The following is a 23,859-nucleotide window of genomic DNA, read 5'->3' as shown; positions in this document are numbered from 1 at the left end:
AACCACGGAGATCAGCAGTGATCGGGATCATCAAGCACAGTCGTCAGATAGTCGTGCCCTCACGAGCATCCTGCAAGTTGAGAGGGCGCGGCCCAGGCCTTCTTCTTCTCGCCCTGCTCGGATGCTCGGCGATTGGAGCCACGAGCGCGGCAGCACAATCGGCAGCCGAAGCACAAACTGGACAGACGGCCGAGTCATCGGCAGCCGTAGGCGTCGAGGCGCCGGAGCCCGCCGGGTCTGTGGACGTCGCCGAGCTCATGGCCGAGGGCCCGCTGCCGGATATCGTGATCGGGGATCCGAACGCGCCCGTGACGATCGTGGAATACGCCTCGATGACCTGCGGCCACTGCGCCAATTTCCACGAGAGCAGCTATCCTGTGATCAAGAAGGACTACATCGACACCGGCAAGGCGAAGCTGATCATCCGCGAGTTCCCCTTCGATCCACGCGCCCTTGCCGCCTTCATGCTGGCGCGCTGCACGGGCGACGACGAGAAGCGCACGGCGATGATCGACGTTCTCTTCGACCAGCAGGACCAGTGGGCGCGGGCTGAGAACGCCTCCGCCGCGCTCCTGAACATCGCCAAGCTCGCTGGCTTCACCCAGGAGAGCTTCACCGCCTGCCTGAACAATAAGGAGCTCCAACAGCAGATCGTCGAGACGCAGGAGCGCGGGCAGCAGGAATTCGGCGTCGACGCGACGCCCACCTTCTTCATCAACGGCGACAAATATGCAGGCTCGCTTCCCGCCGACCAGATGGCCGCGATCATTGAGGAAAAGCCATAGAGAGCGGCAACGCGAATTGCGGAGGACTTGCGCTGGCACAGCTAAATGATACGCGGCCCGCGGGCGAAGGTCAGGCACTGGCCAAACTAGGCAAGCGTCTTGCGACCAGCATCGTGGCTCTCGGTGCCATGGTGCTGTCGCCACGATTTGCCGAGGCGCATGCGGCCAATCCGCCGGAGGGTCCCGCCGATCTGTGGGCGGCCTGGACGTTGGATCCGATCGTCTTGGTTGGCTTTGTAGCAATCGTCGCCGGATATGCGCTTGGGGTCGGAAAGCTGTGGCGCCGGGCCGGGGCCGGTCGCGGGATCGCCCCGTCGGGGGTTGCAAGCTTCACGGCGGGCATGGCGGCCTTTTCTGTCGCGATGGTCTGGCCTCTCGACGCGCTCGGCGAGATCCTGTTCTCGGCGCATATGGCCCAGCACATCGTCCTGACCGCTGTCGTTCCGCCCCTCCTCTGGCTCGGGCGGCCCGTGATCCTGCTTTGGAGCGTTCCGAGGCAGCTTCGCAGCCATGTCGGTGCGTGGCTCCGGATCCGGCCGGTTCGCACGCTCTGGACCTGGATGACCCTGCCGCTTCCAGCCTTCCTCCTGGAAGGAGCTATCTTGTGGGGCTGGCATGCTCCGGGCGCCATTGCGGCGGCTCTTGAAAACGAGGCGATCCATGCCGCCATGCACCTCAGCTTCCTGGTGGGCGGCTTGTTGTTCTGGCACGCGCTGGCCCATGCGGGCCGGAGGCGGGGGACCGGATATGCCGAGACGGCCGCGCTGTCGTTCTTGACCATGATGCACACCGGCCTTCTCGGTGCACTCCTCACCTTCACGCCGAGACCGCTCTATTTGGCCTATGGCGACAGCCCCCTGGCATGGGGCCTGACGCCGCTCGAGGATCAGCAAATTGCCGGTATCATCATGTGGGTGATCTGCGGCACGATCTATATCGTGGCTGGGGTTCTCCTTCTCGCCGCTTGGCTAGGCCAGATCGAGCGGCAAAACGTCTCAGCTCCGTCATTTCTAAGCGAGTATGAGTCCGCACGTCCGGCCCTGCGCCTGGCCCGCTCGGACGTCCGCCCCTACCCAAAATCGGAACCGGGCTGAACAAGGTCCCTTCCATTTGTCATCCCGATCACGAGCGGAATGAGGCCCATGCACGACCACTCCGAAAACAATGCCGAAGGCCGAGGCAAGCGCCTGCTAATCGCGGTTGCGCTCAATGTCGGCATCACCGTGGCGCAGATCGTCGGCGGCCTGATCTCCGGTAGCCTCTCCGTGCTCGCAGACGCGGCCCACAACGCCAGCGATGCCGCAACCCTCGGGATCTCCTATGGCGCCTGGCGTCTGTCGAGACGCAAGGCCGATGAGAGGCGCACCTTCGGCTATAAGCGTGCCGAGACGGTCGGGGCGTTGATCAACCTCACGACGCTCTTCGTGATCGCGCTGTACCTGCTCTACGAGGCCATCAACCGGTTCTTCAACCCTCAGGAGGTCGGTGGCTGGGTCATGATCATCGTCGGCGCGATCGCCGCCGTCGAGGACGGCCTGTCCGTGTGGGTGCTCTCGAAGGACCAGGGCAGCCTCAACATGAAGAGCGCCTTCCTGCACATGATCGCTGACACCATGGCGACGGTCGGCGTGATCATCGGCGGCGTTCTCATCCTTCTCTTCGACATCAAGTGGGTTGACCCGCTGATCACCGCCCTGATCGCCGTCTACATCTTCATTCACGGCTATCACGAGATCCGCAAGACCATCAGTGTACTCATGGAAAGCGCCCCGAAGGACTTCGACTTCGACGGGATGATCCGGGATGTGAAGAGCGTGGACGGCGTAGAGGACATTCATCACGTCCATGTTTGGCGTCCCGATGAGGAGCGCCTCGCCTTGGAAGCCCATATCGCGACCAAAGAGCGAGATCTCGCCAAAGTCGACGAGCTGAGGCATCGGATCAAGCGCTTGCTGCAAGAGCGTTTCAAGATCGACCATGCGACGCTCGAGGTCGAATTCGCTGATGCTATCGATCACGACCGCGCGGTTATTCGGCAGGAGTGAGAAGATGCGAGGAGAGCGACAGGCACTGACCATTCTTCCGCCGCCCAGGCGATCAGAAGTGTTACTGAGGAGAAGCGCATGAGCGGCTTGCTCGCAGTTCTCGGCTTTGCGCTCCTGCCGGCGCTCGGCAATTTCGGAGGCGGCCTCCTGGCCGAGTTCATCCGAACCTCACCGCGTGCCCTGAGCTGGGCGCTGCACGCGGCCGCCGGCATCGTCATTGCGGTCGTCGCGGTCGAGATCATGCCGGAGGCGATTTCCAAGGTCCCGGGCTGGGGCCTCACGGTGTCGTTCCTGCTCGGCGGGGCCTTCTACATGGCCGTGGACTGGGTCGTCGGCCGCGTCCAGGGCGCCGGCGGCTCGGGCATGTGGATGATCTATTTCGCCGTCTGCATGGACCTTTTCAGCGACGGGCTGCTGATTGGGGCGGGCTCCGCTGCATCATCGAGCCTGGCCTTGGTCTTGGCGCTCGGCCAGCTTCTGGCCGACGTCCCCGAAGGGTTCGCCGCGATGGTCAATTTCAAGGGGAAGAATGTCCCGCGGACCAGGCGCCTCTTACTTTCCGTGTCCTTCGCGGTGCCGGTCCTTCTGGCTGCTACGCTGGCCTATGTCCTGCTGCGCGGCCGCAGCGAATCCCTGCAGATGGCCGCCATCGTCTTCACGGCTGCACCGCTCGTGCTGGCGGCCGTGGAGGACATGATTACGGAAGCCCATGAGAGCGCAGAGGATAGCAAGATCTCGATTATGGCCTTTCTCGGCGGCTTCGCCCTGTTTACCTTAGTCTCCACCTCACTTGGATGATCATGGAATGAATTCTGGCTCGCGCTAGAGACCGAGCATCACAATCAGTCTAGGGAAGGAAAATCAGCTGTTGAATATGATCGAGACGATGCGTCGAGAGCGTCGGCGATGACCGGAAGCGTGGGGTCGACGGCAGCCGGGGAGAAACCGGACGGCGCGGAAGTTCCGGCCGAAGCGACGACAAGTGGTTCATGGCTAGCGTTGTTCGCGGCATGGCTGATCGCGCTCGGCTCGACACTCGGGGCATTGTTCGTCGGTGAGGTGATGGGGCAAGTGCCTTGCAACCTTTGTTGGCACCAGCGAGCCTTCATGTTCCCGCTGGCGGTTATCCTGGCCATTGCGGCGTTCCGTGGCGACACAAGCATATGGCGCTACGCCTTCCCTATCGCGGTGATCGGAGGTCTGATTGCCGGCTTCCACGGCCTGATCTATCTCGGCGTTATGCCGGAGGCGATCGAACCTTGCGGACAGGGGCCTTCTTGTGCGAGCGCCGATATGACAGTCCTCAGCGGTTTACCGCTTCCGCTTCTCTCGTTCGCGGCATTCGCGCTCATCGCTACGTTTCTCCTACTTTCGCGCAGGCCTTATCGCCCATGAACCGCCGAACTCTCGTATCCACGACCGCCCTTCTGGCGGTTGCCGCGTTCGCCGGGTCTGCTGTCCTGTATGGGCGCCAGCGCAGCGCTGAAGCTCTCGCGGCGGCTGGGGGAAGCCAACTCATCCGCTCTCATTCGCCCGTTATCGGCACGGCGGACGCGCCGGTAACCGTGGTGGAGTTCTTTGATCCCTCTTGCGAGGCGTGCCGAGCCTTTTATCCGATCATGAAGCAGATCCTGGCCGCCCACCCGGACGATGTTAAGTTGGTCTTGCGCTATACCCCACTTCACGAGGGCTCGGACGAGGTGGTCCGCATCGTTGAAGCTGCCCGGCGTCAAAACATGTTTGAAACCGTTCTGGAGGCCCTACTAGCTCGTCAGGCCGAATGGGCGGTCCACGGTGCTCCCGATCTTGACAAGGCGTGGAACATCGCCGGAGCCGCCGGCCTCGATATCGACCGCGCCAAGAGAGATGCGGCGTCGCCGGAGATCGCGGAAGTACTCCGGCAGGATGTTAAGGATATGGAAGCTGCCAAAATCCAAAGAACACCAACCTTTTTCGTCAACGGAAAGCCGCTGACAGAGTTTGGTCCTCAACAGCTCTACGATCTTATCGTGAGCGAAATCCCATCAAACAACGACGGGTCGTAAATTCGCATTTGTGTGCTTTCGGAGTGTAGGAATTGCCATACATAAGGCCGCATGGGAAAAAGTCAGCTATGTTGACCTTTTTTGCCTATGCGGGCCCTGCCCTCGCTGAAATTGCTGGATGCTTCGCCTTTTGGGCATGGCTTCGCCTCGACAAGTCGCCTGTGTGGCTAGTGCCGGGAATATTGTCGCTTACGCTGTTTGCCTACCTGTTGACTCTCGTTGAGAGTGAGGTGGCGGGGCGGACCTATGCGGCCTACGGCGGCGTTTACATCGTCGCTTCCATCTCTGGCTATGGCTAGCCGAGGGGCACCCTCCGGACTGGTGGGACGTTACGGGCGCGACCGTCTGCATCATGGGCGCAGGGCTTATCTTGCTCGCCCCCGTACATAATTCAAGAATTATGGACAGTTTTGGTTGTGCAGTTTGCTCAATGGGTTACACTGTCCATAAATCATGGACAAAAGTATCGCCCCTTTTCGCTCGTTCGGCTATGCCTGGGTCTCGACCGTCGGCCAGACGCTCGAGGCCCAGCTTGAGGAGCTGCACGCCGCTGGCTGCACCAACGTCTTCCGGGAAAAAGTCTCCGGTGCGAAGGCTGACCGCAAGGAGCTGATGAAGCTCCTCGCCACTCTCGGTCCTGGCGACGAGTTGGTGGTGACGCGCATTGACCGCCTGGCTCGCTCAACCTTCGACATGTTCGCCATCGTCAAGCGCATCGTCGATGCCGGTGCGCGCTTCCGCTCGCTCGCCCAGCCTTGGGCGGATACCGACGACAGCACCGGCCGTCTCATGCTGGCCGTGCTCGGCGGTCTCGCCGACGTCGAGCGGGATCTGATCAAGACCCGCACGGCTGAACTGATGCGGTGGATGCCCCCACGCAGCGGCATCCTGTATGCCATGACGGTTCTATAGGAACCAAGCGGAGGGCGCATCAATGACGAAGATCAGCATGTTGGCGATCGACCTGGCAAAGGGAAGCTTTCAGGTCTGCGCCGTCGGGCCGGATGGGGCGGTTCTCTACAATCGGGCGCTGTCGCGGCCGCGTTTGATGGCATTACTAGCCGGCGAACCGGCTTGCGTGGTGGCGATGGAGGCCTGCGCGACGTCGCATCACTGGGGCCGGGTGGCGCAGGCGCACGGCCATGAGGTCCGACTGGTTCCGGCCGTCTACGTGAAGCCCTTCGTCAAGCGCCAGAAGAACGATCGCGCGGATGCCGAAGCGATTGCGGAGGCCGCGTCGCGACCCTCGATGCGCTTCGTAGCGGTGAAGAGCACCGAGACGCAGGGCCGTGCAGTCGCCTTCCGCACCCACCAATGCCTGGTGCGGCAAAGGACGCAACTGATCAACGCGCTCCGTGGCCATCTGGCCGAGTTCGGACTCGTGGCGCCGAAGGGGCCGGCGAACCTCAAAGTGCTGGAGGGTGCGCTCGCTGACGAGGCCAGTGATCTGCCTGCCGTCGTGCGAGAGATGGGGGCGATATATCTTGGGCAGATCGCGCAGCTCACGGAGGTGATCGAGCGGCTGGCCGATGAACTTGAGACAGCCTCGAAGACGGACACAGAGCTTCGACGGCTCTGCACCATACCGGGGATCGGGCCGGTAACGGCGGGCGCTGTTGCGGCCTTCGCGCCGGACCTCGACACGTTCGACAGCGGGCGCAACTTCGCGGCTTGGCTGGGCCTCGTGCCCAGGCAGCGGTCGACGGGCGGCAAGTCCAAGCTGGGATCGGTCAGCAAAATGGGCCAGACCGACATCAGGCGGCTCCTCATCGTTGGCGCCATGAGCGTGATCCGATGGGTGGTCAGCAAGGGTGGTAGTGCGAACCGCTGGCTCGCGAATCTCGTTGCGCGCAAGCCGAAGATGGTCGCGGCTGTCGCACTCGCGAACAAGATGGCGCGCATGATCTGGGCCATGACCATGAAGAAGGAAGATTACCGGATGGCGTGACCTGAAGCCCGTCAGGGGAACAAGGCACGGCATGGCCGCAAGGCCGGGGTGAGCGATCGACGAGGAGTAGGCGACACGGACTTCGAAGTTCAAGGCAGGGACATTCAGACCCGGGGCTCGAGCGCATGCAGCTCTCTGAACCGATGTGAACCCCGCTTTCCGAACAGCATACCGGCCCGTGGCGTCATCAAGGCCACATCGAGAGGCCTGACACACGTCCGATCGAAGACCCCGCCGCCGAAAGACCGAAGATTACGCTTGCCAAACAGGGGGCATCCACACACGCACCGGGTTTGCCGGAGGCTCCAACTCTTGAGAGACTGGAGCCATGACAAGCAAGACGACGAATAGGTTTTCCGCGGAAGTGCGCGAACGCGCTGTGCGAATGGTGCTCGAACACCAGAGCGATCACGCCTCGCAATGGGCGGCGATTGGTTCGATCGCAGCGAAGATCGGCTGCACGGCCGAGACGCTTCGGAACTGGGTTCGGCAAGCGGAGCGTGATCAAGGCCTTCGTCCCGGACCGAGCAGTGAAGAGCGCGACCGGATCAAGGCGCTGGAGCGGGAGGTCCGCGAGCTACGCCAGGCCAACGAGATCCTTCGCAAGGCGTCAGCGTATTTTGCCCAGGCGGAGCTCGACCGCCCGTTCAAGCGATGAAGGCCTTCATCGACGAGCATCGCGGCGTCTATGGGGTCGAGCCGATCTGCAAAGTGCTGCCGATCGCCCCGTCGACCTACCGCGAGCATGCTGCCCGACAAGCTGATCCGGGCCGGGCGTCAGCGCGTGAACGCCGTGATGCCGGCCTCTGCGAAGACATCCGCCGGGTCTTCGCGGCGAACTTCGAAGTCTACGGCGTGCGCAAGGTATGGCGGCAGATGAAGCGCGAAGGGAGCGACGTCGCCCGCTGCACGGTGGCCCGCTTGATGCGGCAGATGGGCTTCAAGGGTGCCGTCCGCGGCAAGACCGTGCGGACCACGATCAGCAATCCTGCCACCCCGTGTCCGCTCGATCGGGTGAGCCGCCAGTTCAAGGCGCCGTGTCCGGATACCCTCTGGGTTTCCGACTTCACCTACGTCGCTACCTGGGCCGGGTTCGTCTATGTCGCCTTCGTGATCGACGTCTTCGCCCGGCGCATCGTCGGCTGGCGCGTGTCGCGCTCGGCCAGGACGGACTTCGTTCTCGATGCTCTGGAGCAGGCGCTTCACAATCGACGGCCCGTCCGGAAAGGAGGCCTCGTCCATCACAGCGATCGTGGCGTCCAACTCTCAGGGCGCAATCTCGAAGCTCCGGACCCCAATTGGACGCTCGACGATTTCCAGTGCGAAGAGGACGTCCCTTTTTGAGCGCTCCCGCAGCTTCGGGCTCGCTTAACCGCCATCGGCGAAGACATGGCGCGGCTACGGCCAGAGATGTTGCGGATCAATCACATTCCATCATTTTCGTTCATGCCGTCATTTCGTCGCCTCGATGCAAACGTTAACCCTTCACTAAGGTTAATAAATGATTCTCGGCTCCGGTCGTGACTGGAATTGAGAGCTGGGAATGCCGCCGATGGGTTTGAAGAAGCGCACACGCAGTCGCGTGCAAGTCCTCCCTCACACGATTGCCGCACGTGCGTTTGGAACGGCCCTGATTCTGATGGTATCGGTTCTCTTTTCGATCGGGGAAGTGGCATTTCAGGATGTGAGGGTTCCGAGTATGGGGATCTCGCCCACGCTAGAAACGAAAGTCGCAACGCCATTTAAACGATCTGGGCAGCACAGCACCCTATCTGTCCAGAGTGCTTTGGCCAGCACGCGTCACGCCTCGACGACAACGGTGTCAGCCCACCTATCGGCCTCAACAAAAATCGGGGCTTCAAGGCTTGCGGAAAAGGGTAGTCGTGTCGTGTCGTCGTCAGGTGGAGTAACACGGATAACGGCCGCGACGGGGCAAAGTTTCGTTCAAGCCAGCCGGGCTCTTGGCGATGCCAGAATGCGTAGAACGCTTGCTGGCCGAGCTGCGGCGGACAATCGTGACATGGTCGCGCAAACTTTCAGCTCTCGCGTTCTAGATGAGTTGAGACGCCCCGCAGATGACGCAGCCGAAACGGCAACATCGATAGACGCCAGATTTGCCGCACTTGCAGCGAGCGCCCCTGCGAAGAATGTCTTGGAAAAAGAAAAGAAAAAGTCGCTCTTAACGCTTGCCTATGCGCCCGCGTCGACATTGACTTCGGATGTTTTCGACCATGTCCTGAACGAAAAGGAGCGTGGCTTCACTCCGCCGATCGGACCTCAAGACCATTCCTGGGCGGCAAAATCGTTGCCGGCAGCTGCGTATTCGGATCGCGAACAAAAATGCCTTAGCAATGCAATTTATTTCGAGGCGCGAGGCGAAGAAGAAGAAGGGCAGGCGGCCGTCGCCCAAGTGATCCTAAATCGCGTAAGAAATCCTGCCTACCCAAAAACGATCTGCGGCGTTGTATATCAAAACCAAAGCTGGAAGAATCGTTGCCAGTTCTCGTTTGCCTGCGACGGCGTCGAAGATCGTATTGACGATCGCCAAGCTTTTGCAATAGCCAAGCGCATCGCTCATAAGGTCACGGCCGGAAAGACATGGGTGCCGACCGTGGGATCGGCGACAAGTTACCATGCCACCTACGTCAAGCCGCGATGGGCAAAAGCGATGGAGCGGGTCGACAAGATCGGTCGTCATATCTTCTACCGGACCTTCGGCGGCGGATGGAGCTGATTATCGACATCATCGCGGAAAGCTATGCTCCTTCGGCTTTGGGCGATCCCTTGCCGGTGAGTTGGTAAAGTCTGGACCAAATTCACGCTTATTTTCGTCGCCCATTAATGACCGCACTTTTCGGGATGTATGCAAACGCTGCTACGATCGGTGATCGGTGGTCCGCGTTGCTCAATGATCTGCGGCGTTTTTATTCACGGCATCGTCATAGGCCTGATGATGCAAGCAATCCGATTGTCGAGCATAGTCTTGTTTGAAGCGGAACAGAGACGCTCGTTTCCGACAAAAGGAGTACCTCGTCTATGAGCTTTAAGACAGCTTTCGCCGCCGGCATCGTTTCCGGTCTCTTGCTGACCTCTTCTCTGGCTTCTGCGCATGATAAGATCGACGTAATTTCGACGTCTGGTTGCGGGTGTTGCATAGGCTGGGTGCGCCATATGCAGGACGCCGGCTACAAGGTCACCAATCTGGCAATGGCCGACCTACATGCCAGAAAAATGCAAGCCGGCCTGAAGCAAGGCCAGACATCCTGCCACACCGCGTTCGTGAATGGCTATGTAATCGAGGGGCATGTTCCCGCGACAGACGTCGGTCGGCTTCTAAGCGAAAAACCTGATGCCATCGGGCTGACGGTACCGGGGATGCCTCAGGATGCGCCGGGCATGGGAACCGGCGATGAACACTACGACGTGTTTCTCGTGAAGAATGATGGCACGGCCGAGATCTTCGGCAGCTATCCTGTCTGAGTGTCTAGCGGCCCGGACGCTTCGCCATCGCGAAGGTCATCACGACTAGAATGACTGCGATCCGGAGGCTGAGGAGGCTCATTCCCTCGACCAACCCACTTGCCCAGACCGCTTCGCGCCTTTCGTTGCGGCTCGTCTTCTGTGCAACTACGTCGCCCGTTTGTGAACCGCGAGTTTGAGATTCGATTCTTGGTTATCGCAGCGAGACGTCTGCGACTAAACAGCATAGACAATTTGTAACGTCCCACCTTCAAGGTGAGACGTTGCGGAACGACGAGAACGAGATTGACGCTGAGATGGCCATGATTATCGCTATAAGCTTTAGCGTAAACGGAAGGCAGGAGCAAAAATGAATTGGCGCCCCGGCAAGAATGGTGCCGTCATCTTCGGCACGACAACAGTCGTTGCCGTGATGATCGGCCTTGTTTCTTATTCGCCGACGCTCTACCAGCTGTTTTGCGCTGCGACGGGTTACGGCGGTACGGTGCAGCGGGCGAATGCCGCGACCGCTCCGGCCAAAATGATCGACCGGTCGGTGACGGTGCGCTTCGATGCGAATGTGGCGGCTGGCCTCGACTGGGACTTTGCTCCTGAAAGGCGTCAAATCACCGGCAAGTTCGGGGAGCCGATCCAAACCTACTACACGGCGACGAACAATTCCGACAAGACAGTCGTGGCCCACGCCGTCTTCAACGTCACGCCCTACCAGGCGGCGCCGTATTTCTTCAAAATCGAGTGCTTTTGTTTCACCGATGAGAAGCTGAAGCCGGGTGAAAGCGCCAAAATGCCATTGGTCCTTTACGTTGACGGTCAGATGGCCAAGGATCCGACGACGGCTTCGCTCAACAGCGTGACGCTTTCCTACACCTTCTACAAGCAGGTAAATCCATCGGCGGAGACAATCGCCAACGCCAGGGATCTCGGTGAGGGTTCTCGAGAAAAGGCAGCGGAACTGAGTGAAAACTTCGAAGCGGCGACTTACGCCAACGATGCGCCGCGAAAATAGCCAATTTCGTGCGTGCCCGCGGAATCGAGTTTGAACACAGAGGACCGCCATGCAACTAAGCCGAACGATGCGGATGACGCGCGCCAGTACCGCTTTAAGCTTTACCTTCTTTGCGGCCGCACCGACAGTCAAAGTGGACCACGCGGTTGCGCATGACTATCGCCTGGGCGATCTTCAGATCGGCCACACCTGGACGAAACCCGCGGTGGCGGGAAGCGATGCCGATCTCTACGCGCCGATCTTCAATATGGGGGACACCGAGGCGAAGCTGGTCGCCGTGTCAAGCCCAATCTCTGACAGTGCGCAGTTGCATGGATCTGCGGACGACGGCGATCTGCCAATCGCGGCTGTCGATCTCCCGCCGGGTAAGCCGGTCGCTACGGCCCCTTGGCGCGAGCATGTTGTCTTGACCAATTTGAAAAGGACCTTGGTTCACGGTGATAGCGTCAAAGTGACATTTGACTTCGGGCGCGCAGGAACTCAGGTTCTCGACGTCGAAGTCGAAGATCCGTCTGGTGATTGATTGACGCAAGTTCTAATTCCTGTGCATTTTCTTCATGGCTGGCTGTCGCTGTTTGACTCTTTGATCGGAGCCGTTGCAGCCGAAAAGGAAATCTGATGTCGGTCAGTCCTTGAATGACCGCGCAAGTGACGGGCAAGACTTTCGTACTGAATCTAAATTGTCTCCCGTGAAGTATGTCGAAGCCATTGAAATGGCGGGCTTATCGGCTTCAGGGAAGAATTAATTTTCGCCAGTTTTAGCCGTCTGTGGGCTGAGACACTTGCAAATTGCGTTGCGGTGGCTGGCATTATTCCATGGCTTTCGGGTCCATGAATCGGGAGCTGCGGAATGCGTCCGAAGGAGCGGCGGGACAGCGGGCAGACGGACATGTTCCGTGCCCGGCTCGACCAGATCGTCGACACGAACCATGCTCTCGCCAGGCTCGGCCGGGCGATCGACTGGCAATTTCTGGAAGAGCGGCTCGGCGCGGTCTACACGGACGCGCCCGGCCACCCGCCTCTTGCGACGCGGCTGATGGCCGGACTGGCGATCCTGAAGGCGATGCACGATTTGTCCGACGAGGCACTGTGCGATCGCTGGCTGGAGAACCCCTATTATCAACTGTTCTGCGGCGAGGAGTTCTTCTGCCACAGGCTGCCCTTCGACCGATCCTCGATGACGCGCTGGCGCCAGCGGATGGGCGAAGAGAGGTTGAACGCGCTTCTGCAGGAGAGCCTCGCCACGGCGACGCGCACCGGCGCGGCCAGGCCCGCCGACTTCACCAAGGCCATCGTCGACACGACCGTGCAGCCCAAGGCCGTCGCCCATCCGACCGATGCCAAGCTGATGCAGCGCTCGCGCGAGCGCCTGGTGCGCTTGGCCAAGACGCTGGGGATCGATCTGCGCCAGTCCTATGAGCGGGTCAGCAAGTTCGCCCTGATCAAGCAGCAGCGCTATGCCCATGCCAAGCAGTTCAAGCGGGCGAACAAGGCGCTGAGAACCCTCAGGACCTATCTCGGCCGGGTCATCCGCGACATCGTCAGGAAGACCAAGGGCGACGCCGAGCTGGAAGCCGCCACCGCCCATGAGCTGATGCTGGCCCGCCGGGTCCATGCCGGCAACCGCAATCTCAACCCCGTCAGGGGCCAGCCGAGAGACGCCGATCTCAGGGTCTTCAGCCTGCATGCGCCCGAGGTCGAATGCATCGGCAAGGGAAAAGCCCACCGGCCCTACGAGTTCGGCGTCAAGGTCTCCGTCGCCACAACGTTGAAGCGCTCGAAGGGCGGCCAGTTCGTCACCCATGTCGCGGCGCTGCCGGGCAAGCCATATGACGGCCATACATTGGCAAACGTCATCCCCGCCATCGAGCGCCAGGTCGGCGCGACCCTCACGAGGATCATCGCGGACGCCGGCTACAAGGGCCACAACGCCCCTCAAAGCCATCGCCTCAAGGTCTACACCTCGGGCCAGAAACGCGGCATGACCGAGGCCATCCGCCGCGAGATGCGAAGGCGGGCGGCCGTCGAACCCGTCATCGGGCACCTCAAGGCCGATCACCGAATGGACCGCAATCTTAGGTGGTCCCCGTTCTCCGACTCTTCCGCAGATTGTGTGGTCATGAGGCTTTGCGACTCTTTCTGACACCGCAGATGATGCGGTGGAGAAGGCATGCTTCAGATATCCATGGTTCCCGGCTGCCTCTGCGGTCGAACCCGGCGCGAAGGGCCGTCGGGATTATCCGTTTCTGCGCAGAGCCGGCGTAGCGGGGCAACATGCCCGGAATGTCAGCAGCGATCGACAATCATTCACGGGCACTATCACCGGCGTCCGTTGGATCTGCCCCTGATTGGTCGCCATGTCCGGCTCGATCTGCGCGTTCGGCGGTATGCCTGCCAGAACGCAAATTGCCGACGCCAAACTTTCGGAGAACGACTCCCGATGCTGATCGCGCCCTCGGCGCAACGGACCAAACGTCTGGCGAAGGCGCAGGCGAGGATCGGAGTGGCTCTCGGTGGCGCGGCAGGCAGCCGCCTTGCAGCGAAGATCGCCATGCCCGTGAGCGGCGACACGGTTCTGCGCCTGATCCGCCAGATGCCGCAGCCAGTCCTGCCGCCGGCCACGGTCATCGGTATTGACGACTGGGCCATGAAGAAGCGTTTGCGTTACGGCACGATCATCGTCGATCTCGAGCGACATTGCCCGATCGACCTCCTACCAGATCGTACGGCGGGAACGGTGACCGATTGGCTTCGCCAAAGGCCTGAGATCGAAATCGTCGCACGGGTCGCTCGACCGAATACCGTCGTGGGATCACGACGGGCGCTGCGAACGCCGTCCAGGTCGCCGATCGTTGGCATCTTCTCTCCAACACGCGGCAAATGGTCGAGCGATGGACTGCAGGCGCTCATGCGCGGCTTCGGAGTTTGCCGCCGCTCCAGAGCGTAGAGACGTCAGGAAAGGGCCGCACCAAGGCGTTTCCCCGCACGCGGTCGGACGCCACGAGCGCCGCCGATAGCCGAGGACGGCGCATGGCCCAGTATGAAGACATCCGCCGCCGCTATCTCGCGGGCGAGACGCTGATGGCGATGACCCGTTCGACCGGCCTGGCTCGAGCAACCGTGCGCAAGTTTGCTCATGCCGAAAGCTTTCCCGAACGCTCGGCTCGAGCGCCGCGGAGGAGCATCATCGACCCTTATCTGCCGATGCTCGAAGCGCGATTGGCAGAGGGCTGCGAGAACGGTCTTCGGCTTTGGCGTGAAGCCCGGGATCAGGGCTTTCCTGGAACGCCCAAGCAAATTCGGCGGTGGCTTCAGGATCGACGGACCGGCCTCTCGAAGTTCACCACGCATCGTAACGGCGATCATGCTCGACCGCAGCAAGCCCCGCAACCACCGTCCCTGCCTTCCTCAGCAACTCGCGTGGATGATCGTCAAGGCGCCCGAGACGAGATCGGTCGATGTGACCTGATACCAACGGGCATTCATCAGAACCCGTGAGCCCAGTCACGCATGCCGATGGAGATGATTTTCCACGGCTGGTCGACGAGCTTGTTCCAAGCTTGGCAGCAGTGGGCGAGGATGTCGTCGTAGTCGAAGAAGATGCGGTTCGACAGCCAGTTGTCGCGCATGAACTGCCAGACGTTTTCCTGCGGGTTCAATTCGGGCGCCTTCGATGGCAGGAACATCAGGGTGATGTTGGCAGGCACCTCGAGCTTGGGCGTCGTGTGCCAGCCGGCCTGATCGAGGATGAGAACGGCGTGAGCGCCGGGGTCGATGGCGAGACTGATCTCCTTCAAATGCTGGTTCATTCCGCCGGTGTCGCAATAGGGCAGGACGAGACCGGCGCCCTTGCCCTTCTTCGGACAGATGGCGCCGAAGATGTAGGCCCATTGGGTGCGCAGGTCGCTGGGAGCCGAGGGGCGGGTTCCACGCTTGGCCCATCGTCGCGTGACCTTGTTCTTCTGGCCTATCCGGGCCTCGTCAGCCCACCAGAGTTCGATCTCGGTGCCTTCCGGGAGGCTCGTCTGGATGGCTGCCAACTCGCTCGGGAAGCTTTTTTAAAATCCTCCACCTCGACCTCGTTCTGGGCATGGTGGCGCGGGCGAGCCGAGAGTTTGGCAAAGCCCAGCGCCTTGAGTTCGCGCCCGACCGTCGTCTCGTCGATCTCGATGCGGAATTCCTCGAATATCCAGCGCACCAGATCCTTGCGTCGCCACCTGACGACGCCGTGGATCGCCGGGATCGGTCCCCGTTCGACCACGTCTACCAGCGCCTGACGCTGCTCCTCGTTCAGCTTCGGCCGATTGCCCGGCGCCTTGCCGTTGATCAGTCCATCCAGACCGCGGGCATTGAACCGCATCACCCAGTCGCGGATGATCTGCAAGGTGACGCCGCCGATCCGTGCCGCATCGCTGCGCGAGCCGCCGTCGTAGATCTCGGCCAGTGCCAAAAGGCGCCGGGCCTGGGCGGCGTCCTTCGTCCTCTTTGCCGCTCTTCTCAGCAAAGGCCCATCGAAATCTGGCCGAAGCGGGATCGGTATCGCCATGGCAAACCTCCGTTTGCCATCAATGATTCAGACTTTCCTAGCGTTGGGAATCCCCAGAGAGTCAGCCTCCACGCACGTTGGTATGAGACCCTGAACTTCCTCCAAATTTGGGTAGAGTCCGTCGATCACGGAGACGGACGATGCGACCATCACGGTTCACAGAGGAACAGATCATTGGAATGCTGAAGGAGCAGGAGGCCGGCGCGAAGACGGCGGATGTCTGCCGCAAGCACGGCATCTCGTCGGCGACCTTCTACAAGTTCAAGGCGAAGTTCGGCGGCATGGAGGTGTCGGACGCCCGCCGCCTGAAGGCGCTTGAGGACGAGAATGCCCGGCTGAAGAAGCTCCTTGCCGAGCAGATGCTCGACAACGCGATCCTGAAGGATGTCGCCGCAAAAAAATGGTGACGCCCGACGCGAAGCGGAAGGCTGTGGTTCATGCCTGCGAGGTGCATGGGGTGTGAGCCAGCGTCGGGCGTGCCAAGCTCTGAGGATCGACCGTTCGACGGTGCGCTACACCAGCATCCGTCCGGACGATGAACCGTTGCGCGAGGCGATGAAGACCGTGGCGGCGGAGCGTCGGCGGTTCGGCTATCGCAGGATCCACGTCATGCTGCATCGTCAGGGCCTCGTGATGAACCAGAAGAAGCTGCGGCGCCTCTACCGCGAGGAGAAGCTGCAGGTGCGCCGCCGTGGCGGCCGCAAGCGCGCGCTGGGCACGCGAAGGCCCATGCTCGTTCCCGATCGCGCCAACGCCCGCTGGAGCCTGGACTTTGTCTCCGACGCCTTCACCGACGGCCGTCGCTTCCGGGTGCTGGCCGTGGTCGACGATTATACGCGGGAATGCCTGGCGCTGATCGCCGACACCTCGCTGTCGGGACTGCGTGTCGTGCGCGAGTTGAACGCCATCATCTGCTGGCGTGGGCAGCCCGCTACGATCGTCTCCGACAATGGCACTGAACTGACCTCGATGGCGGTCCTGCGATGGTGCCAACAGACCGGCGTCGAATGGCATTACATCGCGCCGGGAAAGCCCATGCAGAACGCCTTCGTGGAGAGCTTCAACGGGCGCTTCAGGGACGAGTGCCTCAACGACACGCTGTTCTCGACACTGTCCGAGGCCCGCAGCGCCATCACCTCATGGAAGGAAGATTACAACCACCACAGACCACACTCGGCCCTCGGCAACGTGCCGCCGGCCGAGTTCGCAATGAAATCCACGCTGGAAAAACAGGCCGCATGAGGCCAAGAACGAAACCCAGGACTCTCGCTCAAACCGGAGGAGATTGGGGTCTCAGGTCAGATGAAGTCGACGTGATCCGGCGGATCGGCCAGGACCGTGACGCCATCGTCCTGATTCATCTTGTCCGTCGATTTGTTGACCTCGTCCGCCGTGTCGGCACGAAAGCTCGCGATGCCGGCCCGGTCTTCGACACATGGCTTCTTGAAGCAAAAACGTGCGGCGTGCGTGCGATGGAAACCTTCGCCGCAGGGCTCGAACAGGACCGCAGCGCAGTCAACGCCGCTTTGCAAACCGGCTGGAGCAACGCGCAAACGGAAGGGCAGGTCAACAAGCTCAAACTGTTCAAGCGTTCAATGTACGGACGCGGAAACCTCGATCTCCTTCGCCGACGGTTCCTCATGGCATCATGAACCACACAATCTGCGGAAGAGCCAGGAAACCGGGACCACCTCAATCATCTGGCCCACCGCATCGGCGACGCCGCCAACGCCGTCCTCGCCGCCGTCGGCTACAACTTCCGCCGCATCCTCGCTTGGCTGAAGCTTTTTGTCGCCTTCATCCAGATCGCGATCATCAGCCTATTCGGAACCCGCCAAACCGCCGCCGCCGCTTAGGGAGCCTTCTTCACGGGGGACTAAATTCCCCCCTCGTTGTTCGCTTGGCTTCTGCCTTTCTTGGCCTGACGACGATCAGCTGATCAGCGCACTGCGAATGATGAAGGCGATAACGCCAACGACGCCGACGCCGGCGAGCCAGAGAAGAACGAACCAGCCGATCCGCTTGACCCAGCCTGGCGGCGCGTCTCCATCCGTCGTCGATGGGCGGGAAGGGCGATTGCATTCTCGTTTTCGCCCAGACGAAATCAATGGTGATACCCCTCGTCGCGGCCGATCTTGCCCCGGAAGATCCAGTAGGCAAAGGTCGTATAGGCGAGAATCGTCGGAATCAGGATGGACGCGCCGACCAGCAGGAACTTCATCGAGGCATCAGGCGCGGCAGCCTGCCAGATGGTGACGTCCGGCGGGATGATGTGCGGATAGAAGTTGATGCCGAGCCCGGTATAGGAGAGCAGGAACAGTGTCAGCGCCGACAGGAACGGCTGGACATGTTTTCCCGTTCCCAACGACTGGAAAAGGCTGAAGGCCGCGAAGGCGACGAAGATCGGCACCGGCGCGGCGTAGAAGAACTGCGGAAAGGTGAACCACCGGAAGTAGAATTCGACGTCGAGAAACGGCATCCACAGACTGACGCCGCCGATCAGAGTGAGAATGCCGATGCCGGTGATGAAGGCGTAGCGCCGTGCGATGTCGTGGAGTTCCCCTTCGGTCTTCATCACGAGCCAGGTGGCGCCGAGCAGCGCATAGCCCACGACGACCGCGACGCCGGTCAGGAGCGAGAACGGCGTGAACCAGTCGAACCAGCCGCCGGCATAGGCCCGACCCTCGACGTCGATGCCCTGGACGAGGGCACCGAGTGCGATCCCTTGCGTGAGGGCTGCGACCAACGAGCCGATGAAGAACGACACGTCCCATAGCCAGCGGCCGCGCACCGTCTTGAAGCGGTATTCGAAGGCAACGCCGCGGAAGACTAGCGCGAGTAGCATGGCGATGATCGGTGCGTAGAGCGCCGGCATGATGATGGCGTAGGCGAGCGGGAACACGGCGAAGAGGCCGCCACCGCCGAGGATCAGCCAGGTCTCGTTGCCGTCCCAGATCGGCGCGAGAGTGTTCATGGCCGTGTCGCGGTTTTCGTGCCGCGCGAGGAACGGAAACAGGATTCCGGTGCCGAGATCGAAGCCGTCGAGAATGACGTAGGCGATGACGGCGAAGGCGATGATGAAGGCCCAGACGACGGCGAGATCCATGATGTCGTCCTTTTCTATTCGGCCGGATCGGCGATAGTGCGGTCTTCGAAGGCCGGCGCCGGGGTCAGGCCCGCCGTGCGGATCGGATGGTGGGGAGTGTCGGCCTCGAAAGGCGTCGGCTCGTGGCTCATCAGGCGAAGGATATAGAAGGTGCCGGCGCCAAAGAGCAGGAAGTAGACGACGATGAAGGCGATGAGGGATGTGCCGACCGCTTCCGCCGCGATGGGCGAATGGCTTTCGGCGGTACGTAAAAGGCCGTAGACCGTGAACGGCTGACGCCCGACCTCAGTGGTTATCCAGCCGCAGATGACGGCGACGAAGCCAGCAGGTCCCATCGCGATCATCGCCCGATTCAGCCACGGACTCTCATAGAGAGCTCCTTTGAATCGGGTGTAAAGCGACCACAGCCCGACGCCGAGCATGGCAAAGCCGATGCCGACCATGATGCGGAAGGTCCAGAAGATCAGCGCCGCGTTCGGCCAGTCTTCGCGCGGGAACGCCTTGAGGCCCTTGATCTGGCCGTCGAGCGAATGCGTCAGGATGAGGGAGCCGAGATAGGGAACGTCGAGCGCGTAGCGGGTGACCGCCGCCTGCATGTCGGGAATGCCGAACAGCGTCAGCGGCAAGGGCCCTTGCGCGTCGGCTTCGAAATGACCCTCCATCGCGGCGATCTTGGCCGGCTCGTATTCGAGCGTGTTGAGCCCATGAGCATCGCCGGCCAGGATCTGCAGCGGCGCGACGATCACCGCCATCCACAGCGCCATCGAGAACATTTTTCGGGCGCTGGCATTGTACCGGTTGTGCAGGAGGTGAAACGCGCCGACCGCGCCGACGACGAAGGCCGTCGTCAGATACGCGGCGAGGACCATGTGGACGAGGCGGTACGGGAAGGAGGGGTTGAAGACAATCGCCCACCAGTCTTCCGGCACGAACTGCCCGACCTCGTTCATCGAGAAGCCCGCCGGCGTGTGCATCCAGGAATTGACCGACAGGATCCAGAACGCCGAAAACAACGTGCCGATGGCGACGACAAGGGTCGCCGCAAAATGCAACGCCTTGCCGACACGCTTCTGCCCGAACAGCATGATGCCGAGAAATCCGGCTTCCAGGAAGAAAGCGGAAAGTACCTCATAGGCCATCATCGGGCCCAGCACGGGGCCAGTCTTGTCGGAGAAGACCGACCAGTTGGTGCCGAACTGGTAGCTCATGGTGATGCCGGAAACGACGCCCATGCCGAAGGACACGGCGAAGATCTTTATCCAGTATTTGAACGTGTCCATGTAGACGGCCTTGCCGGTCCACAGCCACAGGCCTTCGAGCACCGCGAGATATGAGGCGAGGCCGATCGAGAAGGCCGGGAAGATGATGTGGAAGGAGACCGTCAAGGCGAACTGGATGCGGGCGAGGAGGACGGGGTCGAAGCCTTCAAACATCGGTTATCTCTTCCACTCTCTGGACTTGCCGCATCGCACCTAAGTCGCGATGCGCCGCGCTGAAACCATGTGCGACCATTGATCTTACGCGCCATCCGGCTGCTACGCCGACCTGTTGGCTCGACGATCGTTTCAGAGGAATCGAATTGTCGATGACGATCCGAGTGACGCTGCCTTTGGAATCAAAAAACGTTCCCAAATATTTCCATGACCTGCGACAGCCAGGATTGGGAAGCTTGGTTGATCTTCTCGTTCGGGTAGACACCCCACAGAACTCGTTGCCGCAAATATCCGTTGATCTGCGCTTGGCGAACCGCGACGGCGCACCAGCGTCCATCACAAGATAGATCGTTGAGTATTACGCCCTGTTCGAGCTTTGCATCGACGGCACTGCGCTTGTCGGGGGCGGCGTATAGCGGAACTGGTGTCTGCGCCCAGCTTGCGACCTGAGCCGTTCTGCGGCCAGACAAAAGCGCTCCGTTGATCCATCCACTTTTACCATCCATCCCACGAATTCGTCGCCAGTTTCCGAATTCCTGATAGATTTCCAACGGAATGCCCGATCTGACGTAAACCCATGAGATTTGATAAGAGAGACTTGGGCCGCTTCGAACGTTGGCCTTGGAGGCCTTCAGGGAAACGAAGCGCGGAACGGGCAGGTCAACGCCTGCTGATCCCGGAGTGGCAATCGTTGCGAACACGGTCGCGACGCATATTATCCGCCAAGTGTGCCGTCGGGGATTAAAACGCATTGATCGCACGGCCCTCATGCCGGATGTAAATCACGCGGTTCGAGCCGAGAACTCCATGTATACAATGACAATTATCGAAACGAATGAAAATAGAACAATAATCCGAACGTATTAGAACGAACGTAATGGCGAAAATAATTGTCTTTTTGATGATTTCGTTTTGTCATCGCCTTGATTTCCTTGCCTTGTTTCGACGAATAGGCTCACGAATGCGAGTAAACTCTTTGGAACGCTTTTTCCCTCATGCCAACACACCGATACCGATCGCGGCCAGGAACATCGATATGGAGAAGATCGAGAACCCAAGGGCCATCGCTTTGTTTTTCGGCCTTGCCTTCTCAATCAGAGCTGCTCCGGTGGTCGGATAGTCCATGGCCGCCGAATTCGATGGCGTCCATTTCAGGCGTGTTGCTTCGTGCCGGGTTTCGTTCAACCCCATCGCGTGAATGGTAAGCAAGAGGGCCAGGAGGCACATCATACTGCTGGGAATCCAGATGATGAGGCCACCGAACTGTTCATCGGCGATGCCGGAAAACCCGTACATACGACCATTCACATCGTAGGCTGGATAGAGCACCGCCGCCTTCAATACGGTGTAGGAACCAAGGCCGATGTTGGAGAGGATCACGATAAGTAACGTCATCAGTCGCAGACCAAAGGGCCAGCCCTTTGGGTCGGGTCGTGGATCGAATATCTTCCACCAGAACAGCAATCCGACTGCCAGCATCGAAACATGCATCAGATAATGCAGCGGCTCACTGGACAGAGCTGCATCGTGATAGCGCGGAACTTGCCAGAAATAGAGGACCCCGATGAAAAGGATGGTTGCGGCGGCGGGATGTCCGATCATTCCAAAACCCCGGCGCAATGGCGGGCTCGAGAGAATCGGAACGAGGATCGTCTTGCGAATTGATCGGGGAAGTCCGGCAATCAGAAAGGCCGATGGCCACGACAACGCGATCAGCATCGGCCCCAACATCCGCAGAAGAAAATGCTGAATCTGATGGACGAAAAAAAGTCGCTCGGCCAATGGGTCGATCGGTGACTGCAATGCGATGACGATGGAGGCGACGCCCCCGAGGAAAGCCAGATGACGCCAGCGAGGCGTCGACAAGCCCACGTCGGAGCGCCGCCTGGCTCCCCAGACGTACACAAGGAGCAGAGCGATCGTCGGCAAGGCGATATCCAAGGAAATCGACCATGCCGACCAGACAGCGCCTTCCGTAAAATCAACACCGCCATGAGCTTGCGCTTGGGGTACGCTGATCAACAAGGTCCCGATGAAAGCGCCGCAAGCTGCAGTGGCAGCAATTATATCGCTGGATCGATCAGGCGTGCGCGATCGCTTGATAGCCGCTGACGTCCGTTCCGTTGCTGGGTCGACGAACAAGAGCATGTTGGCTCGCGACCTGACACCTGCGCCCGTGGAATTACGAATGGCCATGGGGTTCGAGACTGCAGCGGCACTGATTTTCGGTCTCATGCTGGAATGTTGCATGCCCGATACCGAACCGCTTTTTCATTTCGGCCTTGGCGTTTTCAAGAAACCCGTCGCCCGCACCATCCGGCATGACGAGATGGGTGGTGAGAGCGGTCTCTGTTGTGCTGAGCGGCCACACGTGAAGATCATGAACATCCGTCACACCTGGCATTGCTTCTAGTGAGGAACGAATCGCCGTCAGATCGATGCCCGGGGGCACCGCTGCCATCGACATAGCGAGGCTGTCCTTCAGCAAACTGCACGTGCTCCAGAAGATGACGGCGGCGATGACAAGGCTCAGCACAGGATCGATCCAGAGCCAACCGGTAAAGATAATGGCAAAGCCGGCGACGACGACACCGGCGGAAACCAGCGTGTCGGCCAACATATGGAGGTAGGCACCGCGGATGTTGATGTCGCCCTTCTGCCCGGATGAAAAAAGCCACGTGGTTATCCCGTTGATGACGATGCCGATGGCGGCGACGACGATGACCGTCGTGCCCCCTACCGGTTGCGGATCCTGGAACCGCCGGACAGCTTCCCACGCGATCACGCCGACCACGACGAGCAGGATTATTCCGTTAAACAGTGCTGCCAGAATGGACGATTTGTGAAGTCCGTAAGTATACCGTTCCGTTGGAGGGCGGGTTCCAAGAAATACGGCGACCCAGGCTACGATAAGTCCAAAAACATCGGAAAGGTTATGACCGGCGTCGGCGATGAGCGCGACCGAATTGACCGCATATCCATAACCTGCCTCGATCGCCACGAACACGATATTGAGACTTATGCCGATTGCAAACGCCTTGCCGAACGTAGCAGGGGCGTGATGATGGTGGTGCCCTTCATGGCCGTGATTGTCGCCGTGGTCGTGTCTTGTCATCACGCGCTCCGTTTGGATCGATTCCGGCGGCATCGCTGTGTCGCCTGTTGAACCGACAAGCTTTCAAGGGGCGGCGTAACACCTCGAGTGGCTGGAGGAGCAAGCCGAAATTTTAGAAGATGAAAAGGTGCCGATTATCCAGTCGGAAGGCCATTGCCATCGAAAACGACGTCCGCGGTCTCCTGCGCAACTCCTCCGGTGTAGAGTTTTCTGAGACAAGATTTTGGCCTTGAGTGGCTCCGTTGAGGAGGAGCCATGACAGACGAGAAGAGCGCCAGGGCGGGCGAGACGGAACGCGCCCATCACGCAGGAGACGGCTCGCCCGCCACGCCGCGCCAGCGGCGTATGTC

20 protein-coding genes, 5 pseudogenes and 1 other annotated feature are annotated in these 23,859 nt (G+C 60.5%); of the genes and pseudogenes, 19 read left to right on the top strand and 6 right to left on the bottom strand.

The window, feature by feature from the left end:
* Positions 1-17 precede the first annotated feature (17 nt).
* From ATO4_RS10725 to ATO4_RS27050, 17 genes and pseudogenes are all read left to right on the top strand, one after another.
* The gene (locus ATO4_RS10725) at positions 18-785 is read left to right on the top strand and encodes a DsbA family protein (RefSeq protein ID WP_245308683.1); all 768 of its coding nucleotides are present in this window, start codon (positions 18-20) and stop codon (positions 783-785) included.
* Between the two features lie 113 nt (positions 786-898).
* The gene (locus ATO4_RS10720) at positions 899-1,879 is read left to right on the top strand and encodes a cytochrome c oxidase assembly protein (RefSeq protein ID WP_139802385.1); all 981 of its coding nucleotides are present in this window, start codon (positions 899-901) and stop codon (positions 1,877-1,879) included.
* Positions 1,880-1,927: 48 nt separating this feature from the next.
* On the top strand, positions 1,928-2,830 hold the full coding sequence (locus ATO4_RS10715) for a cation diffusion facilitator family transporter (RefSeq protein WP_176222942.1): 903 nt from the start codon (positions 1,928-1,930) through the stop codon (positions 2,828-2,830).
* Positions 2,831-2,908: 78 nt separating this feature from the next.
* Positions 2,909-3,628 carry a peptidoglycan-binding protein gene (locus ATO4_RS10710; RefSeq protein WP_083591516.1) on the top strand — a complete coding sequence of 240 codons (720 nt, stop codon included), beginning with the start codon at positions 2,909-2,911 and terminating at the stop codon, positions 3,626-3,628.
* A gap of 108 nt (positions 3,629-3,736) precedes the next feature.
* Positions 3,737-4,225, top strand: coding sequence for a disulfide bond formation protein B (locus ATO4_RS10705; RefSeq protein ID WP_083591515.1), 489 nt, complete (start codon positions 3,737-3,739; stop codon positions 4,223-4,225).
* Positions 4,222-4,875 carry a thioredoxin domain-containing protein gene (locus tag ATO4_RS10700; RefSeq protein WP_083591514.1) on the top strand — a complete coding sequence of 218 codons (654 nt, stop codon included), beginning with the start codon at positions 4,222-4,224 and terminating at the stop codon, positions 4,873-4,875. Before ATO4_RS10705 ends, ATO4_RS10700 begins: the two co-directional genes overlap by 4 nt.
* Before the next feature lie 71 nt (positions 4,876-4,946).
* Positions 4,947-5,215, top strand: a pseudogene (locus ATO4_RS10695) (YnfA family protein); the annotation flags it as partial.
* A 113-nt stretch (positions 5,216-5,328) separates the two neighbouring features.
* The gene (locus ATO4_RS10690) at positions 5,329-5,787 is read left to right on the top strand and encodes a recombinase family protein (RefSeq protein ID WP_139802384.1); all 459 of its coding nucleotides are present in this window, start codon (positions 5,329-5,331) and stop codon (positions 5,785-5,787) included.
* Positions 5,788-5,809: 22 nt separating this feature from the next.
* Positions 5,810-6,823 carry an IS110 family transposase gene (locus ATO4_RS10685; RefSeq protein WP_083591513.1) on the top strand — a complete coding sequence of 338 codons (1,014 nt, stop codon included), beginning with the start codon at positions 5,810-5,812 and terminating at the stop codon, positions 6,821-6,823.
* A gap of 328 nt (positions 6,824-7,151) precedes the next feature.
* Positions 7,152-8,086 (top strand): annotated as a pseudogene (locus tag ATO4_RS10680) (IS3 family transposase); the annotation flags it as partial.
* Positions 7,436-7,552: a sequence feature (AL1L pseudoknot), on the top strand. (Overlaps the previous pseudogene by 117 nt.)
* Before the next feature lie 961 nt (positions 8,087-9,047).
* Positions 9,048-9,557: pseudogene (locus tag ATO4_RS28315) on the top strand (cell wall hydrolase); the annotation flags it as partial.
* Positions 9,558-9,859: 302 nt separating this feature from the next.
* On the top strand, positions 9,860-10,303 hold the full coding sequence (locus tag ATO4_RS10670; protein WP_083591512.1) for a DUF411 domain-containing protein: 444 nt from the start codon (positions 9,860-9,862) through the stop codon (positions 10,301-10,303).
* Positions 10,304-10,652: 349 nt separating this feature from the next.
* On the top strand, positions 10,653-11,309 hold the full coding sequence (locus ATO4_RS10665; RefSeq protein ID WP_083591511.1) for a cytochrome c oxidase assembly protein: 657 nt from the start codon (positions 10,653-10,655) through the stop codon (positions 11,307-11,309).
* Positions 11,310-11,382: 73 nt separating this feature from the next.
* Entirely contained in the window at positions 11,383-11,832 is a 450-nt protein-coding gene (locus ATO4_RS10660; protein ID WP_176222941.1) for a copper chaperone PCu(A)C, read from the top strand.
* A 327-nt stretch (positions 11,833-12,159) separates the two neighbouring features.
* A pseudogene (locus tag ATO4_RS10655) lies at positions 12,160-13,383 on the top strand (IS5 family transposase); the annotation flags it as partial.
* A gap of 96 nt (positions 13,384-13,479) precedes the next feature.
* Entirely contained in the window at positions 13,480-14,256 is a 777-nt protein-coding gene (locus tag ATO4_RS10650) for an ISL3 family transposase (RefSeq protein ID WP_083591509.1), read from the top strand.
* Positions 14,257-14,339: 83 nt separating this feature from the next.
* Entirely contained in the window at positions 14,340-14,807 is a 468-nt protein-coding gene (locus ATO4_RS27050) for a hypothetical protein (protein ID WP_139802383.1), read from the top strand.
* Here ATO4_RS27050 and ATO4_RS10645 read toward each other — a convergent pair.
* Positions 14,795-15,855, bottom strand: a protein-coding gene (locus ATO4_RS10645; RefSeq protein WP_176222940.1) for an IS630 family transposase whose coding sequence is annotated in 2 segments (ribosomal slippage) — positions 14,795-15,363 and positions 15,363-15,855 — 1,062 coding nt in all. Because the reading frame shifts where the segments join, the coding sequence is not laid out codon by codon here. The two genes, ATO4_RS27050 and ATO4_RS10645, sit on opposite strands and share 13 nt — an antisense overlap.
* Before the next feature lie 140 nt (positions 15,856-15,995).
* Here ATO4_RS10645 and ATO4_RS10640 point away from each other — a divergent pair.
* Both ATO4_RS10640 and ATO4_RS10635 read left to right on the top strand, forming a co-directional pair.
* Positions 15,996-17,097: pseudogene (locus ATO4_RS10640) on the top strand (IS3 family transposase).
* Positions 16,995-17,507, top strand: coding sequence for a transposase (locus ATO4_RS10635; RefSeq protein ID WP_139802381.1), 513 nt, complete (start codon positions 16,995-16,997; stop codon positions 17,505-17,507). The pseudogene ATO4_RS10640 and the gene ATO4_RS10635 overlap by 103 nt, the downstream one beginning before the upstream one ends.
* Positions 17,508-17,959: 452 nt before the next feature.
* Here ATO4_RS10635 and cydB read toward each other — a convergent pair whose 3' ends face one another.
* The 5 genes from cydB to ATO4_RS10610 form a co-directional block, all read right to left on the bottom strand.
* The gene (gene cydB, locus ATO4_RS10630; protein ID WP_083591507.1) at positions 17,960-18,961 is read right to left on the bottom strand and encodes a cytochrome d ubiquinol oxidase subunit II; all 1,002 of its coding nucleotides are present in this window, start codon (positions 18,959-18,961) and stop codon (positions 17,960-17,962) included.
* A gap of 14 nt (positions 18,962-18,975) precedes the next feature.
* Entirely contained in the window at positions 18,976-20,394 is a 1,419-nt protein-coding gene (locus ATO4_RS10625) for a cytochrome ubiquinol oxidase subunit I (protein WP_083591506.1), read from the bottom strand.
* Positions 20,395-20,576: 182 nt separating this feature from the next.
* A complete protein-coding gene (locus tag ATO4_RS10620) occupies positions 20,577-21,095 on the bottom strand; it encodes an SH3 domain-containing protein (RefSeq protein WP_245308681.1) in 519 nt (172 codons plus the stop codon).
* Between the two features lie 292 nt (positions 21,096-21,387).
* Complete coding sequence (locus ATO4_RS10615; protein ID WP_176222939.1) at positions 21,388-22,542, bottom strand: cytochrome c oxidase assembly protein; 1,155 nt, start codon at positions 22,540-22,542, stop codon at positions 21,388-21,390.
* A gap of 34 nt (positions 22,543-22,576) precedes the next feature.
* On the bottom strand, positions 22,577-23,509 hold the full coding sequence (locus ATO4_RS10610) for a cation diffusion facilitator family transporter (RefSeq protein WP_083591635.1): 933 nt from the start codon (positions 23,507-23,509) through the stop codon (positions 22,577-22,579).
* Positions 23,510-23,859 lie beyond the last annotated feature (350 nt).

The organism is Aurantimonas sp. 22II-16-19i (assembly GCF_002088275.1).
In the GTDB taxonomy this organism is placed as follows: Bacteria; Pseudomonadota; Alphaproteobacteria; order Rhizobiales; family Rhizobiaceae; genus Jiella.
Note: the sequence above shows the minus strand (reverse complement) of the source record. Positions and strands in the feature narration are given on the sequence as shown.

Excerpts from the sequence above, each read along its gene's own strand:
- ATO4_RS10715 (WP_176222942.1), top strand. The coding sequence starts at position 1,928 with ATGCACGACCACTCCGAAAACAATGCCGAAGGCCGAGGCAAGCGCCTG.
- ATO4_RS10710 (WP_083591516.1), top strand. The coding sequence starts at position 2,909 with ATGAGCGGCTTGCTCGCAGTTCTCGGCTTTGCGCTCCTGCCGGCGCTC.
- ATO4_RS10705 (WP_083591515.1), top strand. The coding sequence starts at position 3,737 with ATGACCGGAAGCGTGGGGTCGACGGCAGCCGGGGAGAAACCGGACGGC.
- ATO4_RS10700 (WP_083591514.1), top strand. The coding sequence starts at position 4,222 with ATGAACCGCCGAACTCTCGTATCCACGACCGCCCTTCTGGCGGTTGCC.
- ATO4_RS10690 (WP_139802384.1), top strand. The coding sequence starts at position 5,329 with ATGGACAAAAGTATCGCCCCTTTTCGCTCGTTCGGCTATGCCTGGGTC.
- ATO4_RS10685 (WP_083591513.1), top strand. The coding sequence starts at position 5,810 with ATGACGAAGATCAGCATGTTGGCGATCGACCTGGCAAAGGGAAGCTTT.
- ATO4_RS10670 (WP_083591512.1), top strand. The coding sequence starts at position 9,860 with ATGAGCTTTAAGACAGCTTTCGCCGCCGGCATCGTTTCCGGTCTCTTG.
- ATO4_RS10665 (WP_083591511.1), top strand. The coding sequence starts at position 10,653 with ATGAATTGGCGCCCCGGCAAGAATGGTGCCGTCATCTTCGGCACGACA.
- ATO4_RS10660 (WP_176222941.1), top strand. The coding sequence starts at position 11,383 with ATGACGCGCGCCAGTACCGCTTTAAGCTTTACCTTCTTTGCGGCCGCA.
- ATO4_RS10650 (WP_083591509.1), top strand. The coding sequence starts at position 13,480 with ATGCTTCAGATATCCATGGTTCCCGGCTGCCTCTGCGGTCGAACCCGG.
- ATO4_RS27050 (WP_139802383.1), top strand. The coding sequence starts at position 14,340 with ATGGCCCAGTATGAAGACATCCGCCGCCGCTATCTCGCGGGCGAGACG.
- ATO4_RS10635 (WP_139802381.1), top strand. The coding sequence starts at position 16,995 with ATGGAAGGAAGATTACAACCACCACAGACCACACTCGGCCCTCGGCAA.
- cydB (WP_083591507.1), bottom strand. The coding sequence starts at position 18,961 with ATGGATCTCGCCGTCGTCTGGGCCTTCATCATCGCCTTCGCCGTCATC.
- ATO4_RS10625 (WP_083591506.1), bottom strand. The coding sequence starts at position 20,394 with ATGTTTGAAGGCTTCGACCCCGTCCTCCTCGCCCGCATCCAGTTCGCC.
- ATO4_RS10615 (WP_176222939.1), bottom strand. The coding sequence starts at position 22,542 with ATGCTCTTGTTCGTCGACCCAGCAACGGAACGGACGTCAGCGGCTATC.
- ATO4_RS10610 (WP_083591635.1), bottom strand. The coding sequence starts at position 23,509 with ATGACAAGACACGACCACGGCGACAATCACGGCCATGAAGGGCACCAC.